Here is a 16605-nt window from a genome sequence, read left to right as displayed (position 1 = left end):
ACGATGAGGTCCACCCATGGCGTTTACCGCGCGAAGAATCCGAAGGCCAGTGGCCGTGCTTGCAGCAGCTGTCACGGCGGCAGCCAGCCTTGCACTCATGCCCGCAACAGCCCCGCAAGCACACGCAGATGACGCCACGGCGGTCACTATTACTCCCAACCCGGCCAGCCGCGGCGAAGCCTTCGAAGGTTGGGGAACCAGCCTGGTCTGGTTCGCGAATGCCACGGCCGGATACTCCCCCGAGCTGCGGGAGGAGCTGTACCAGAAGGTCTTCGGCGAGGATGGCCTGAATCTCAACATCGCCCGCTACAACGTCGGCGGCGGCAACGCCTCGGACGTTGCCAACTATCTCAACGACGGCAGCGCTGTGGAGGGATGGTGGAAACCGGTGACGGAAGCGCAGGCCGGCCAACCGGCGTCGAACCTTTACAACGCTGACGGAACCGTGGACAAAACCCAGGCCAACAAGCTCGCATTCCTGAACGCCTGGAACCCGAACGATCCCGCGTCCTACAACCCTGATGCTGACCAGAACCAACGCTGGTGGGTGGAACGGCTGGCCGCTGACCAGCAGATCACCCACTGGGAAGCGTTCAGCAACTCGCCGCCCTGGTTCATGACCAAGAGCGGCTACGTCTCAGGCCAGGTCAACACCAACAAGGGTGAAAACCTGCTCCCCGAAGCGGAGGCGAAGTTCGCTGCCTACATGCGCCACGCCGTCGAGCTTCTCGAACAGGGCAGCGGCATCACGGTGGACACCGTTGATCCGTTCAACGAGCCGAATTCCGGTTACTGGGGCACGGACATCAACGCGGCAACGGGAAAGCCACCCACCACGTACACGCAGAAGCAGGAGGGTGCGCTGATCTACCCGGCTGCGCAGGACCGCGTGACCAAGCTCCTGGCCGCTGAGCTCGCGAAGGGCACCACGGACGCGGTCATCTCCGCGATGGACGAGACCGATCCCACCAAGTTCATGACCAACTGGAACGGCTACAGCCAGGAAGCCAAGGATGCCGTGGCGCAGCTCAACGTCCACACGTACGGCACCAACGACCGCCGCCGGGTCCGCGACCTGGCCAGCTCCACGGATAAGCCGTTGTGGATGAGCGAAGTAGGCGGATTTTGGCCGGGGAACCCGGCTCTGGGCGACTCCACCAGCGGCTGGGACCGCTCCAACATCACCAACGGCCTGGGCATCGCCAGCCGCATGGTCAACGATCTCCGCGAGCTGGACCCCAACGCCTGGGTCTTCTGGCAGCCTGTGGAGGACACGTACAAGCAGGAAAAGGGCGACAAAGGCTGGGGTTCCATCTACGTGGACTTCGACTGCAACTACCAGGGCCGCGAAGGCTTCTCCAACCGCCGGCTCAACGACGGCGCAACCCAGGACCAGGCCAAGTGCAAAGTCCTGACCAACCAGAAGTACAACACCACGCGGAACTTCACCCACTACATCCGTCCGGGCGACTTCCTCATCCAGAACAATGATGCCAAGACCGCCAGCGCCCTCCGCGCCGACGGCAACGGCGCCACGTTGGTCCACTTCAATGACACCCCGACGCCGGAAAAGGTCACCATTGACCTCAGCCGTTTCGGCGCAATCGCACCCGGCGCCAAGGTGACGCCCGTGGTGACCACCAAGTCGCCGCTGGACGATATCGAGAAGAACGCACTCGTCGCAGGCGTCCCCGTCGCCGTCAATGCTGCGGCCAAATCCGCGACTCTCGAGGTTCCAGCCGCCTCTGTGGTGACGTTCGTCGTCGACGGCGTCAGTGGAGTTTCGGAGGATGCCGCGCCTGTGCAGGATGGTCACAGCTATCACCTCAGCGGTGAGGCGAGCGGCAAATACCTGACGGCGCGGGCAAACGGCTCTGCAGCTATTGAAGAATTGGGCACCGATGCCGCTGGTGTCGCTCCGCAAATGTGGACGTTCAACGCCGTGAAAACGGACAACGAGTTTGCAAATGATCGCCGTTGGGTTCTTACGAACACGGATGGTCGAGTGCTCACGGGCAATGGAGGGGTGCTCAATGGCAGCCAGTCGGGCGCGGCGTCTGTGGCGGCGATGAGCCTGGAGCAAGCCAAGGCCACTCCCTCTGCACAGTGGATAGTGACCACTGAGAACGGCAAACAATGGTCGCTGGTGAACGCGGGCGCTGCTATCGCCCTGCAGGTGTCGGGTAACCAGACTGCGGCGGGAACGTCTGTGGCGCTGGCTTCTTCCAACGGAACCACCGCGACAGCTTCAGCCAGCCCTCATCAAGCATGGGCCTTCACGGACATCGAGGACCTAAAGCTTCTGGGTACTCAGCCACTGGAGCTCAGCACACTAACCGGCATGGCACCTGTCCTCCCCAGCACGGTCACTCCGTTGTACCAGGCAGGCCCGGGCAAACCACTGGCCGTTACGTGGTCCACGGTGGATCCCACCGCGTGGCAGAAAGAAGGGAAGGTCACGGTCCGCGGTTCCGGCGTTGATCCGTACGGGCAGGTGTTCGACGATGCTCTCCTGACCGTGACTGTTGGGCAGTACGCAGCAACCGACCCCGCATCCGTGACGGTCGGTGTCGGTTCATCCCTGGCCTCGGTCCAGGCCGATGCACCAGCCAGCGTCCCCGGCCAGATCAGTGACGGACCGGCCCGCAATCCAATTCCCGTGGTGTGGGACTGGGCGTCCGTGGACGCTTCGTCCCTGCAGTCCGTCGGTTCAGTAACAGTGCCGGGCCAGGCCGGCTCACTGTCCGCAACCCTCACAATTGTGGTTGTGGATAAGGTCGCCAGCAGCAACATCTGCAAGGACGACGCCTCCACCACCGCGACCGCAAGCTACACCGAAGGCTCTTACCTCGCCAAGAACACCTGCGATGCCAACTCCTCCACCCGTTGGTCCAACTGGGTGAGCGGCGGCCGCGCCGGCGACAACCTGAGCTACGCCTTCGGCCGCGATTACACCGTGGAATCCGTGACGGTGGCGTCCGCAGAGAAGGCAGCCCAAAGCTTGAAGGTCCAGTACCTGGATGCTGCCGGCGCATGGAAGGACACTTCGGCCGGAATCATCACGGGACTGACAACGGCGACACCTGCCACCGTGCGGTTCGACCCCGTCACCACCCGTGGCATCAGGGTTTCGTTCGTGACCACGGCTTCGTACACCAAGATCGCCGAGGTTGCCATCGCGGGATCACGTTTGGCGGATGCGGGCCTGGCCGACCTCGGCCGGCTGCTGGTGAACCAGGCGTCGGTAGTCGGCTTCGCTCCGGACACCACCGACTACCAGACGCTGACGACGTTGGCCGCTCCCGCCGTCGTCGGCTACCCGCTGGACACGAACGCCAAGGTGACGGTCCAGCAGGCAACAGTGGAAAACCCGACGGCGGTAGTCACCGTGACAGCGCCGGACGGCACCACGAAGGAATACCGCGTGACGGTTTCCACGGGGAAGGACGCGTGCAAGGGCGGCGGATGGAAAACGAGTCCGTCTCCCGTATTCAAGAACCAGGGGCAGTGCGTGAGCTACTTCGCGGCGGGGAGGTAGCGGTTTCTGACAGTTCGGGCCTCCTCCTGCTGGGTGCAGGAGGAGGCCCGATCGGCTTTAAACGGTTAGTCGCGCACCCAGCGGTACGGCGTCGTTGTGGAGACCTTGAGCAGGCCGGAGCGTTCCAGGATGGGGCGCGAGAATTCGGTGGAGTCACTGTGTATGAGGGTTTTGCCTAGTTCAAGTGCCGCTTGCGCACGGCGGGCTGTCAGCGCCCGGTAAATGCCGCGGCCACGCCATTCTTCGCGCGTCGCGCCTCCCCAGATCCCGGCGAAGCTCGTGCCGGGGACCGGCTCCAAGCGGCCGGCACTGACCATCTGCCCTTCAGCCTCGGCCACCCAGAGCTGCATGCCATCTCCCAACGACAGCCGGCGCAGGAGGGCGTCAGCCATCTCATCTGAGACAGGTTCGCCGAAGACCTCGTCCTGCATGGCGCTCATCGCCCGCACATCCGCTTCGTCCGCCACTTGCCTCAGCGACACGCCGTCGGGAAGCGGAACCGGCGCGCTCAGTGCCATCGCTTCGCCGATCATGATGGATTCGGGCTCGTCCTGGACGAAGCCGCTTTCCAGCAACGCCTGGTGCAAACCCGGCGCGTGATCATGCCCGCGGGTCTTCCATTCAACCCGGTTGATGCCAGGCTCGGCCACGTAGTACGCGGTGGCCTCGGCAACGAGCCTCCTCACGCTGGAAGAGTCCACATCGCCGAGGTCCTGGTACGTGACGAAGCCCCGACCCTTCATGAAGGTCACCAAACGCAGGGGTCCGTGCTGGGTCACTTTGAGGGCGCTGGGAGTCTCCGCGTCGGTACGGAGATTCTGGTCATAGGCCGCGAGGAAGCGGGCTCGATCTTCGGTTTGGCTCATTCCGCGAGCCTACTGCAGCGGGTCGCCGGCCCAATTCGATGGCTCGCAGCACACAAGACGTTGGGAAACGTCGAACGCGAGGCTAAGCGTCGAAACGGGCGAGCAGATCCCCGGGGATGCGCGTGCCGTCGGGGAATTCGAAGTGGCCCTCCCCTTCCCCGGCAACAAACGTGACACCCCCGTCAGGCGAAGCACCTCCCGTACCGGCGAGGATCACGACGGCGGCGTAGTCGCCGTCGTGCGCGGCGCCCAAGGTCCCCACCCACGGAATGGTGAGCTCCGCACCCATGGGGTGTGCGCCGGAACGGACGAACGTACCTGACGAGTCCAAAGCCAAGCCAAACCCGGGCACAGGAAGCACCGAGCTGATAACGGACGAGGCGGCGTCCACCGGCCAGCCGCCAAGCCGGAGGGAAGCGCCAGAACCGGCACCGGAAATACGCACCAATCTGAGCTCAACAGCGCCCCGCGTCACCGAAACCACCGTCACCGAAGGGCCAGGCGTGGCAGTCCCGGCCACCCCGCTGCCGTGATCGGGACCGGCGTCGGGATCGGGCTCTATCCAGTGGGCCGTGAACCGTGACGCGCCAACCTGATAGCCGCCTTCTGAGAACGACCCCAGGTACTCAAAACCGGTCCGGTGCGTCAGCCGGCCTGAGGAGTCCACCAAGACCACCGCGTTATCGCGCGACTCCGGTGACAGGTCCGGGAAGGTGTGCGTCGAGTACCCAATCCGCGCGTACAGGGGCGAGTCCGCCACCAAGGCGCCAACCACAGCGTGGTCCGTGGCGTGGTTCCGGATCCGGACAACGCCGTCAGCAACAGTCCCATTCACTTGCCAGCCAGGTGCGGCGATGAGCCGCTGCGTGTCCGAAACCTCCACGGGCAGGGGCGCCTCAACAGCAGTCCACACTGGGTGCTCGGCCGGCAGTGCCAAACCGAGCATCCCCTTCGCCGCCCAATACGGTGATCCAGCACCGGAGTAGGCCTGCTTCATGCCCGCGAATTCGCCGTGCCAGCCGATGGACAGGAGACCATCAGAGGTGATGGAGCCGTGGCGGGCAAAGTAATCGAGCATCCCCGAGGCAGCCCTGCGGCTGAGGCCCGGAGCCAGCCGCGAATGCCCGGACAACTCGCCCACCCAGAACGGCGCCGCGGCCGCAAAACGGTAGATCAGGCTTCGGCCTTGGATGAGCGGGGCACCATTCGCGCCGACGAGGAACGCGGCATCGTCCAGGAAGTCAGCCAGCCGCTCGCCGTCGAGCTTCTTCCGGGCGGCAACGCGCGGATCGTTGGGCGCCATCAACGCCCACAGCTGCGGGTAGACCTGGAATGCCCAGCCGACATAGTGGTCGTAAGCGCGCTCGGGACCATCGGCGAACCAGCCACCGCCCCGGTACAGCGAGTCGTGGACGGCAAGTCCGGCGTCGATGTCTTCGTCGGAATAGCGCCCGCCAACCGAAGCCAGGAAAGATTCCACCACAATCTGGAACCACACCCAGTTGATGGGCGGATACTCCTCACCGATCACGGTCTCGAACCATGCGATGAGCTGCTCCTGCACGCGCTCGGGGAGCCTGTCCCAGAGCACGTCGCGGGTCAGCGCCAAGCCAACAGCCAACGACGCCGCCTCAACCTTCGCCTGCCCCAACTCTCCCGGCGTCGGCCACCGGTCGGGATTGGCGGGGTTGGTCCCGGCGTCGAGGCCAGCGGCATACCACTCGGCGATCCAGCCGGTGTTTGCGGGATCTCCGGCGATCCGGAATGAAGCCAACAGGAACGTGCGGGCGAAGGCCTCCAGCGAATCACTCCGCGGGCCGTAACGGCTGTTGGCGCCGGGAAGGTGGATATTCGCGTGATCCTCAGTGCCAAAACGGTGAGCGGAGCGCAGCAGGTAATCGGCGTACGCGGCCCAGTGCCCGCGGGTCAGGCCTGTGTGGGGCGAAAGCTGGTAATCCAAAGCAGGCAACAGCATCAGAGCGAATCCTCCAACAGGCTCTCGCTGCGCAAGCGGGGCGCTCCCACTGAGGACTCCCGCACGATCAACTCAGGATTCAGGTCAATGCGATGCACAGGGCGCATCCTTCCTTCGGCCAGCCGGGCAGCCATCAGCTGCACCGCCACTTTGCCGACGTAGCTTTTGGGGGGCCGAACCGCGGAGATTGCAGGCTCGGCGAGGTAGGCCACTTCGTCGTCGTAGCCCACAATCGCCATGCTGCCGGGTACGTCCACGCCGCGGTCCACGCAGTGCTGCACGAACGCCACGGCCTGGGTGTCGGAGTGCACCAGCATGGCCGTGGTTCCCGTCGAACGGCACAGCTCCAGAACATGGTCGAAATGCTTGGCGCGGTCACCGTTATCCAGCTTGGCGGAGTCCTCATGGATGGACTTTTCCAGCGGGATCTTCAACGCAGCAAGGGCTTGTTTCCAGCCACGGACCACATGAGGGCTGGTGGGACTGCTTGAATCCGTGAGGCATCCAATCATGCGGTGCCCTTCCTGCCAAAGATGCCGCACGGCCATGCCCGCCCCGAAGGAATGATCCGTCGCCACCCACTCGAGGCGGTGCGACGGAATTTCCAACGGTGCCCGGCGTTCGGCCATGATCACCGGAATCGGCAAGGCGTTAAGCCAGCGCAGCAGTTCCTTGCCGTGCGCGCCACCCATGTCCGGCGCAACAATCAGCCCGTCAATATTCTGCGTATCCAGCAACGCCTGCACCTGGCGGCGGTTGTCCGCGGCGTCGTACGCGGAGCCGCGGACCAGGATGCGAAGGTTTTGCGCTTCGGCCTCGCCACGCGCCCCGGATATGACCTGCGGCCAGTAGTAATCCAAGGAAGGAACCACCATGCCGATGGAGTAGCTGTGCGGCGACGGCCTCCCCGCAGCCACCGAGCGGTCCAACGGACTGGGCAGCGTGGCACCGCCGTGCACGCGGGACACCAGCCCTTCATCAGCCAGGGTGTTCACGTCGCGCCGGATGGTCAGCTCGCTGACGCCCAGCTTGACCGCAATGTCGCGGACGGTGATGGCACCGTGTGCGCGCAACTCCTCCATGAGCCGCTCGCGCCGTTGCAGGGAGAACAGCGATTTCCCGGGTTCCGGGCTTGATTCGTTAGTCATGGGTTGCCTCCACTGTGAGGGTGAACGCGCCGGAAGCGCGGGTGTCTGCGGGCATTCGGAAACGGAGCCTGGTGAGCTTTTCGCCCCAGATATCGCTGAGGAGCGGATCGTCGAGGTGCCATTCGTCAACAAGTACGACGGCGGTGGCCGGCTTCCAGCGCAGGTGCAGCCCCACTGGGCTGTTGACTGTCGGAATTCCGACAGAGGTGATGGTGGCCGTCGCGTCTGTACCGACGCGGACGGTGCCGGCAACCAGGTAGGTGATGTCGACGTCGTGCGTTCCGTCAGATGGCGGCGTCCCGTCCGGCGAGGGCGTCCCATCCGGCGAGGGCGTTCCGTCCGTTGGGTGTGCCGGCAGGTTCCAGCGATCGTCTATCACCACGGATCCGGGCTCCCGGTTCAGCAAGGAGGTTCGGATCCATTGCTCAGGGTGGTCCAGACCGTAGGCCGCCCCGAGACCCAACGCCAGGGTGGGCTCCTCCGGGGTGGGTTCCTGCAGAACAGTCGCCGCATATTCCGCACCGGTTCCTTGCTCCAGCCCGAAGGGGGCGGGGACGCTGTGCCATGCACTCTGCATGGCTCGGATCAGGTAACGATCAGGGCCGAACGTTTGAGCGGTGTACGTGGGCTGGCCGGCATCAACCAGCAGCGGCACTCCATCCACAGCAACCACCACGGAGCCGACGTCACGGTGGTTGTGGTGCTCAGCGTTGTGCCCGCCCTTGGCCGCGAGCGTGAGTCCGTCCGACGAACCCGGGTTCTGGCGAGCCACCATGATCTGCACTGATGGCAGGTACGTCCCCCAACTGGGTGGCAGATCAGGCCGCTTTGAGGGCTCAGAACGGCCTGATCCGCTACTCGGCTGGGCCCGGGAGGTGGGTTGCATGCCGGCGCTGAGTTGGGTGAGAACGCGGCCAAGCCCGGAGCGGGGATCGGGGTCCGGCTCGGCGTCCATGAACACGGCGGCATGGTCCGCGGCAGCGTGATCACCCAGCCGGACCGCCCAGCGGTGCAGCATGTTCCACGGGAGTCCCTGGTGCGCACGTGCCGGTCCATCAGCAACGTTGAGGAACCAACGGTCACCCAAGTGCATGCGATGCGGAAAGGCCACCAGCGCACGGATCACTGGCAAGTCCGGGTTAAGAACCCCGCCGCTGGCTTGCTCCAACACGGCCAGGCCTTCCAGCGCGCGGCCAGCCCCATTCCACCAATAGGCGAAGCCTTCGTCGATGGCACCGTCGGCCGGGATGGAGGCCAGGAAACGGTCCAACCCCTCAATGCAGCGGGCAATGGTCTGGGCCTGCAGCCCGGCATCCTCCACCAGCAACAATGCGGCCACGATGATGTTCGAATGGATCCACGGATTCCAGTTGTGAACATCCCCGTTGAGGCCCAGCCAGTGCCAGTCGAGCCGGTCCAGGAATGGCCGGATCACCCGTTCGTTGGCTTCCGCGCGGAGTCGTTTCCGCAGGCCGGGAGCCCGCTCATCCAGCGCGTCTCCCAGCACCAGGTCCAGCCACGCGAGCTGCGCCACAACCTCCCCGGCTCCCAGGTCCAGGTAAGGGCGGGCACGGTCCGGGACCACTTCGCCGTTGCGGGTGAACACATCGTCATGCGCGGCCCAACTCCACGAGCTCTGCTCGCACAGGAGGTAGGCGCCGTCGATCACCTCATCCAGCCACGACTTGTCCGGGCCAGGTCCAGTAACGGCGGCCATCACGACGGCGCGCGTCAGCCGCTGCTGCCGGCTCGCCACGAGTCCCTCATAGGCCGTGCGGTTTCCGTCGCGAAAGTAGCGCGCGTAGTGGGATACCAAGGGTTGGGGCCACGGGGTTCCCTTCTCCGTCCCGGCTTGGGCGCGTAGTTCTGAAAGGGGGCGGGCAGCAGCGAGCCGCCATCCGGCGTCGGACGCTGGGCGGACGGCGAGGCGATCGCGGGCGCCGCGGAGCGAATCCACCAAGGAGGAGGGGTTGGACTGCGGCCCCCAAGCGCTGACGAGGGGTGGCGCTTCAACGGCGGCGGTGCCGGTTGCCATAGGAATTCTTCTCTCGTTTGTTCGAGTTTGAACGTTTCAGATCAAGCACGATTGAGTTGAATGAACTGTCTTGTTTATGAGTATGTACTGATTATTAGATGTGATGCAACACATAAATCACGGTCGAACAGGCCAACGAAAATCCGAAGGGAGGATCCCCTCAATGTCGCTCAAGCCCCAGGCACTGCTGGTCATGAATAGCGGAACCTTTGCTGACCAGTTCGATTCCACGCGACTGGAGCGGCTGGCTGGAATGGTCGATCTCGGCGATGAGCCTTGGACGGATTCCCTGGACGTACCGGAACTCGCGGAGCGCCTGGAAGAGGTGGAAATCCTCCTCACCAGCTGGGGAGTTCCGCAGCTCAACGCTGAGCGTCTGGAACGCATGCCCAAACTTCGGGCTGTTTTCCACTGTGCAGGAACAGTCCGAAGCTTCGTCAGCGAAGAACTCTGGGATCGCGGCATCACCGTCACCAACGGCGCCGACGCCAACGCCATCCCAGTAGCAGAGTTCACGTTCGCGTCGATCGTCCTGGCAGGTAAGAAGGCCCACGTCCTGGCCAACGACGCCCGAATCTTCCGCGCAGACTGGAGCTACATCGGCGATCGCGGCGAGTTGGGCAACATTGGCCGCGTGGTGGGTGTCATCGGCTTCTCCCGGATCGGGCGCCGGGTGGTCCAGTTGGTCCAGCAGCTCCAGGACGTTACGTGCCTGGTCAGTGACCCGCACGCCGATCCCTTGGAAGTGGCGGCTGCCGGCGGCACGTTGGTCACGCTGCAGGAGCTCCTGCCAGTGTCCGACGTCGTCACCATTCATGCACCCGCCCTGCCCTCAACCCGCAATATGATCAGCACCGCCGAGCTGCAGTCCATGAAAGACCACGCCACGCTCATCAACACGGCGCGTGGCTCCCTGGTGGACACTGCCGCCCTGGAGAAAGAGTGCGCCACCGGACGAATCACAGCACTGCTGGACGTCACGGAGCCCGAACCGCTGCCCGCGGAATCCACCCTGTACAGCCTCCCCAACGTGATCCTCACACCGCATATCGCTGGTTCACTCGGGACCGAAACCCGTCGGATGTCCGATGCCGCGCTGGATGACCTTGAAAGATATCTCGCCGGCAAGGACCTCCTGGCCCAAGTAGTGCACGCAGACCTTGGCCTCAGCGCCTAGACCCCGTCAAACCCACAGCCGCAGCCGCGGCAGACTTAATAAACCCCACTAAGGAGAACGCAATGAAGCGCACAACCCTCGCCGCAATCGCCCTTGCGGTGACTGCAGGGCTTGGACTCACCGGCTGTGCAGGCGCAGCCGGCCCGGCCGAGCAACCGGCAGCCAACGGCAAAACCAAGCTGACCGTCTCGGTGTGGAATTACGAGGGCACCCCGGAGTTCAAGGCCCTCTTTGACGGCTACGAGGCCGCCAACCCCACTGTGGACATTGAACCCGTGGACATCCTGGCTGATGACTACCCGCAGAAGGTCACCACCATGCTGGCCGGCGGCGACACCACGGATGTTCTCACCATGAAGAACGTGATCGACTACTCCCGCTACGCCAACAACGGCCAACTGCAGGAGATCAACAGCGTGGTGGACAAGGTGGGCAAGGACAACCTGGCCGGCATTGACGCCTTCGACATGGACGGCAAGTACTTCGCAGCCCCGTACCGCCAGGACTTCTGGCTCCTGTATTACAACAAGGACCTGTTCAAGGCTGCCGGCATCGAGGATCCGCAGAACCTGACCTGGGACGAGTACAGCGCCATTGCCAAGAAGCTGTCCTCCGAAGCGGATGGCAAGAAGGTCTACGGCACCTATCACCACATCTGGCGTTCAACAGTCCAGGCCATCGCAGCAGCGCAGAACGGCGCTGACCAGAACAGCGGCGATTACGGCTTCATGGAGGACCAGTACAACACCGCCCTGGACCTGCAGAAGTCCGGCGCCACCTTGGACTTCGGCACGGCCAAGAGCCAGAAAACCAGCTACCGCACCATGTTCGAGTCCGGCCAGGCAGCCATGATGCCCATGGGCACCTGGTACATCGCCGGCCTGCTGCAGGCCAAGAAGGACGGCAAGACCAACGTCAACTGGGGCTTGGCTCCCATGCCGCAGAAGAACGACGACGGCAAGGTCACCACGTTCGGTTCGCCCACGGCCTTCGCCGTGAACAAGAACGCAACACACTCCGACGAGGCCAAGAAGTTCATCGAGTGGGCTGCCGGTGAAGAAGGCGCCAAGGCGATTTCCAAGATCGGTGTTGTTCCCGCACTGCAGAACGAGTCCGTCACGGCTGAGTACTTCAAGCTGGACGGCCTGCCCACGGACGAGCTGTCCAAGAAGGCCTTCACGCCGGACACCACCGAGCTGGAAATGCCTGTCAGCGACAAGTCTGCTGCCACGGACAAGATCCTTAACCAGGAGCACGACCTCATTATGGTGGGCGAGCGCTCCGTCAGCGATGGCATCGCCGAGATGGGCAAGCGCGTCAAGAGCGAAGTTCTCGGAAAGTAGCTCCCAGTACCACTCCCCCGGTTCCGGTACCAGCCTCCCCGAGGCGCGGTACCGGAACCGGACCTGAACTCTCCGGATCCTGAAATGGAGGAACGCCCCCGCCCCGGGAGCGGTCATCATGACTACAGAAACAATCACCCAGGCGCCTGCCCCCGTGCAGAGCCGCGGCAACAGGAAGCAAGCCAGGCGTAACACGCTGATCGGCTGGACGTTCATCCTTCCGAACTTCCTTGGCTTCCTGGCCTTCACCCTCATTCCAGTCGTGGCCGCTTTCGCGCTCTCCTTCATGGAATGGACCTCGTTCAGTGCTCCCAAGTGGGTTGGCCTGGCCAACTTTGAGCGCATGTTCGCGTCCGACTCCTTCTGGATCGCGCTGCGGAACACTGTTGTTTACGCCTTGGGCCATGTCCCGCTCACCATGGCCCTGGCCCTCATCCTTGCGATGCTCCTCAACCGCAAGCTCAAGGGAATTGGCTTCTTCCGCGTAGCCATCTTCTTCCCTTACATCACCTCTTTGGTTGCCGTGGCAGTGGTCTGGAACATGTTGTTCAGCCCGGACAGTGGCCCCATTAACCAGTTCCTGGGCGCCATCGGCATTGCCAACCCTCCCGGGTGGACCTCCAGCTCTGACTGGGCCATGCCGGCCGTGATCATCACCAGTGTGTGGCGCGACATGGGCTACTACATGGTCCTGTACTTGGCCGGTCTGCAGGCGATCCCCACGGAGCTGTACGAAGCGGCCGAAGTGGACGGTGCCAGCGCCTGGCAGCGTTTCTGGAACGTCACCATCCCGTCCCTGCGTCCCACCACGTTCTTTGTGGTGGTCATGCTGACGGTCTCCAGTTTCAAGGTGTTCGACCTCATTGTGGTCATGACCAACGGCGGCCCCGGACGCTCCACCACAGTGCTGTCCCAGCTGATCTACCAGGAGGGCATCGGCGAAGGTAAGTTCGGCTACTCCTCGGCCATCTCGCTGGTCCTGTTCATCATCGTACTGTCGGTCACCGTCCTGCAGTTCAAGATCCAACAGCGGAGGGAACGCTGATGACCAACATGGCCGAAGACCTCAAAGCCACTCATCTGAGGGACGCAGCACCCTTGCCCCCAGGCGCCGGCAGCGCGGAAGACCGCCGTCGTACTGACCGCAAGCGCTCCCCACGCGAGGCGAAAAAGCGGACCGCGAACGTCATCATCTACGGCGTCCTGGTGGTCCTGGTGGTGGCGCTCATGGTGCCGTTCATCTGGATGCTCTCTTCCTCGCTGAAGGAGAACAACCAGGTCCTCACCGTTCCTATCCAGTGGATTCCGCAGGAGTTTGTGTGGAGCAACTACACGGACATCTGGACCCGGATTCCCATGATGGGCTACCTGCAGAACTCGCTGTACCTTGCTGTAATCATTACCTGCCTGCAGGTCCTCACGGGCTCGCTGGCTGCCTATGGATTCTCCAAGGTCCGTTTCCCGGGCCGCGATGTCTTGTTCCTCGCCTACATCGGCACCATCGCCGTTCCTTGGCAGGCCTACATGGTGCCGCAGTACATCATGATGCAGAACCTTGGCCTGACCAACAGCTTCAACGCTTTGATCCTGCTTCAGGCATTCGGCGCGTTTGGTGTGTTCCTGATGCGCCAGTACTACATGACCATCCCGGACGAGCTCTGCGAAGCCGCCCGCATTGATGGCCTCAGCGAATACGGCATCTGGGCCCGCGTGATCCTGCCCCTGTCCAAGCCGGCCCTCGCCAGCCTGGCGCTGCTCACGTTCGTGAACACGTGGAACGACTACATGGGTCCGTTCATCTACCTCACGTCCAACCGCCTCTGGACTGTCCAGCTGGGCCTGCGGTCCTTCGTGGGCCAGTTCGACGCCGAGTACGCCATGATCATGACCGGCTCGGTGATCTCCGTGATCCCCATCCTCATCATCTTCCTCATCGGCCAGCGCTACTTCATCCAGGGCATCGCGACGAGCGGAATGAAAGGATGAGCTCTGTGAGCGCTAAACCGCGGCGGTGGGCCGGGCCAGGATTCGAGACCTTCGGGAGCATTTTCGGGTTCATTTATACCTTCCTGGCCGGGAACGTCCTGCTCGCAGCGGCCAACGCCCCCTTGGTCCTCAGCCTTTCGCTGGTGGCCGACCCCGCTGCCGCCTGGCCGTTCTTCCTGGCGCTCTCGGTCACCATTGCGCCGTCGCTCGCCGGCATCTTCGCTGCCTTCAAGGCCTTGAACGACGACGGCGGCGCGGTCAAGCCGGTTGCGGCCTTCCTTCGGGGATACAAGCGCAGTTTCGCCAAGGCCGCACTGCTCGGCGTAGGCGCCGTGGCCATGCTGATGTTCCTCGGCGTCGACCTGGCCGTCATCCAAAACAACTCCGCCTCCCTTCCGGGTGCAGCGCTTCTGGTGCCGCTGATTGTCGTAGCAGCCGCCGTGACGGTGACCCTTTCCGTCACGGCGATTGCCGGCGTCGTGCTTCTGCCCGAGGCGAGGCTGAAAAGCATTCTCAAGGCCGCGCTGTACCTTGCCGTTCAGCGCTGGTACCTCAGCCTGGCCATGCTGGTTCTGCTGGGAATCATCGTTTCCGCGGCCGTGATGCAGCCGGTCCTGGGCATTGCCTTGGCGCCGGCACCGCTGCTGTTCGTGATCTGGAGCAATGCCTCGTACGCCTTCCACGCCGCGCTGCGTTCCCCGTAAAACTGTTAGGACCTTTCTTGGACACGTTCGAAATCGGAGATCAGGATTTCCTCCTGAACGATCGGCCTTTCCGCATCCTCTCCGGGGCCATCCATTACTTCCGCGTGCACCCGGACCTGTGGGCCGACCGGATCCACAAAGCACGGCTCATGGGCTTGAACACCATTGAAACGTACGTGCCGTGGAACGAGCACTCGCCTGTTCCCGGTTCGTTTGTTGCCGATGGCGGACTGGATCTGGGGCGATTCCTTGATCTGGTGGCCGATTCCGGGATGCACGCGATTGTCCGCCCCGGCCCCTACATTTGCGCCGAATGGGACAACGGTGGGTTGCCCGCATGGCTCTTCACCGATCCCACTGTTGGCGTGCGCAGCAGCGAACCGGCGTACCTGGCTGCCGTCTCCGCCTACATGGAATCGGTCCTGGACGTGGTGGTTCCGCGCCAGATTTCCCACGGCGGCCCTGTGATCATGTTCCAGATAGAGAACGAATACGGTGCTTACGGCAGCGACAAGGCCTACCTGCAGCATCTGGTTGACCTGTCCAAGCGCTTGGGGGTGGATGTTCCACTGTTCACCTGCGATCAGCCGTTCGGGACCATGATCGAGGACGGCTCCCTGCCTGAACTGCACAAGACCGGGACGTTTGGGTCGCGTGCTGACGAGCGGCTGGCTTTCCTGCGGGAACGGCAACCCACTGGCCCGCTGATGTGCGCCGAATTCTGGAACGGCTGGTTCGACAACTGGGGCACCCACCATCACACCACCGACGCCGCTGCTTCCGCCGCCGAACTGGACGTGTTGCTGACCGCCGGGGCTTCAGTCAACATCTACATGTTCCACGGTGGCACCAACTTCGGCTTCAGCAACGGAGCCAACGACAAGGGTATTTACGAGCCCACCATCACCTCCTACGACTACGACGCGCCCCTCTCCGAAGACGGACAGCCCACGGCCAAGTACTTTGCCTTCCGGGACGTCATTGCCAAACACTTCCCGGTTCCTGCCGAGGTGCCTGCCGCGCGGCCGTCGCTGACGGCTTCCGTGGCGGCCGTTTCCAGGTCCGTTCCATTGCTCTCTGTCCCGCCTGTTACGCAACTGGTTCCCGGCCCGGTTCCGCCTGTTGAAATCACCGGGCAGTACCGGGGCTTCTACGTCTACGAGGTATTGCTGCAGGGCGGCGGGGTCTTGTCCTTCTCCGAGGTCCGGGACCGGGCACAGTTCTTCGTGGACGGAGTGCCTGTGGGGGTACTGAGCCGGGAAGCGGGCGAGCGCACTGTAGTCATCCCCCGTGGTGGCCGCCTGCAGGTTCTTCTGGAAGACCAAGGCCGCGTGAACTACGGGCAGAGGATCGGCGAGGCGAAAGGGCTGATCGGCCCCGCGTTGCTCAATGGTGTGGAGGTAGTGGACTGGGAGATCGGGGCTGTTGACCTGGAGTCACTGGATGCTTTCCATGATGCCGCGCTGCCATTTCCGGACGGCGACCCCGCACACGCTGGCGTGGCCGGTCCTTCCCTCTCCTTTGCCACCTTTGAAGCCGACGGCCCGGGCGACCGGTTCCTCCGCTTGGACGGCTGGACCAAGGGAAATGCCTTCATCAACGGCTTCAACCTTGGCCGCTACTGGAGCCGTGGTCCGCAGCGCACCCTGTACGTTCCAGGTCCCTTGATCCGGGAGGGCGCCAACGAGCTCGCCATCCTGGAGCTCCACGGAAGCGCGACGCGCGAGGTGACGTTCGCCGTCGGGCCTGACCTGGGTCCCGACGAAAAGTAACCCTCTCTCACCTTTCGTGCCCAAAACCCAAACCCTCTCTCACCTCCCGCACCCAAAACCC

General features: G+C 63.6%; 11 protein-coding genes. 7 read left to right on the top strand and 4 right to left on the bottom strand.

The annotated features are described in order from the left end of the window. Nucleotides 1-49 precede the first annotated feature (49 nt). Nucleotides 50-3538: a discoidin domain-containing protein gene (locus BLW08_RS09875; RefSeq protein ID WP_175538638.1), complete on the top strand. Its 3489-nt coding sequence runs from the start codon at nucleotides 50-52 to the stop codon at nucleotides 3536-3538. Between the two features lie 65 nt (nucleotides 3539-3603). On the opposite strand, the gene BLW08_RS09870 is transcribed toward BLW08_RS09875, so the two are convergent. The 4 genes from BLW08_RS09870 to BLW08_RS09855 form a co-directional block, all read right to left on the bottom strand. Further along, complete coding sequence (locus BLW08_RS09870) at nucleotides 3604-4404, bottom strand: GNAT family N-acetyltransferase (protein WP_091324785.1); 801 nt, start codon at nucleotides 4402-4404, stop codon at nucleotides 3604-3606. 82 nt (nucleotides 4405-4486) lie between these two features. Beyond that, nucleotides 4487-6379 carry a DUF2264 domain-containing protein gene (locus tag BLW08_RS09865; RefSeq protein ID WP_091324784.1) on the bottom strand — a complete coding sequence of 631 codons (1893 nt, stop codon included), beginning with the start codon at nucleotides 6377-6379 and terminating at the stop codon, nucleotides 4487-4489. After that, nucleotides 6379-7527: a LacI family DNA-binding transcriptional regulator gene (locus BLW08_RS09860; RefSeq protein WP_090823080.1), complete on the bottom strand. Its 1149-nt coding sequence runs from the start codon at nucleotides 7525-7527 to the stop codon at nucleotides 6379-6381. The genes BLW08_RS09865 and BLW08_RS09860 overlap by 1 nt, the downstream gene beginning before the upstream one ends. Continuing rightward, a complete protein-coding gene (locus BLW08_RS09855; protein WP_091324782.1) occupies nucleotides 7520-9562 on the bottom strand; it encodes a heparinase II/III family protein in 2043 nt (680 codons plus the stop codon). The genes BLW08_RS09860 and BLW08_RS09855 overlap by 8 nt, the downstream gene beginning before the upstream one ends. Nucleotides 9563-9725: 163 nt before the next feature. Here BLW08_RS09855 and BLW08_RS09850 point away from each other — a divergent pair, with 163 nt between their 5' ends. The 6 genes from BLW08_RS09850 to BLW08_RS09825 all read left to right on the top strand — a co-directional run bounded on the left by BLW08_RS09850 (nucleotide 9726) and on the right by BLW08_RS09825 (nucleotide 16544). Continuing rightward, entirely contained in the window at nucleotides 9726-10739 is a 1014-nt protein-coding gene (locus BLW08_RS09850) for a hydroxyacid dehydrogenase (protein WP_091324780.1), read from the top strand. A gap of 62 nt (nucleotides 10740-10801) precedes the next feature. Next, on the top strand, nucleotides 10802-12082 hold the full coding sequence (locus BLW08_RS09845) for an ABC transporter substrate-binding protein (RefSeq protein WP_091324778.1): 1281 nt from the start codon (nucleotides 10802-10804) through the stop codon (nucleotides 12080-12082). A gap of 118 nt (nucleotides 12083-12200) precedes the next feature. Further along, nucleotides 12201-13127 carry a carbohydrate ABC transporter permease gene (locus tag BLW08_RS09840; RefSeq protein WP_091324776.1) on the top strand — a complete coding sequence of 309 codons (927 nt, stop codon included), beginning with the start codon at nucleotides 12201-12203 and terminating at the stop codon, nucleotides 13125-13127. Further along, complete coding sequence (locus BLW08_RS09835; RefSeq protein WP_091324774.1) at nucleotides 13127-14068, top strand: carbohydrate ABC transporter permease; 942 nt, start codon at nucleotides 13127-13129, stop codon at nucleotides 14066-14068. The genes BLW08_RS09840 and BLW08_RS09835 overlap by 1 nt, the downstream gene beginning before the upstream one ends. 5 nt (nucleotides 14069-14073) lie before the next feature. Continuing rightward, a complete protein-coding gene (locus BLW08_RS09830; RefSeq protein ID WP_254779806.1) occupies nucleotides 14074-14772 on the top strand; it encodes a DUF624 domain-containing protein in 699 nt (232 codons plus the stop codon). A 17-nt stretch (nucleotides 14773-14789) separates the two neighbouring features. Next, a complete protein-coding gene (locus BLW08_RS09825; RefSeq protein ID WP_091324772.1) occupies nucleotides 14790-16544 on the top strand; it encodes a glycoside hydrolase family 35 protein in 1755 nt (584 codons plus the stop codon). Nucleotides 16545-16605: the final 61 nt, after the last annotated feature.

Source organism: Arthrobacter sp. cf158, from assembly GCF_900106835.1.
In the GTDB taxonomy this organism is placed as follows: Bacteria; Actinomycetota; Actinomycetes; order Actinomycetales; family Micrococcaceae; genus Arthrobacter.
This window is presented reverse-complemented; position numbering and strand designations above follow the sequence as displayed.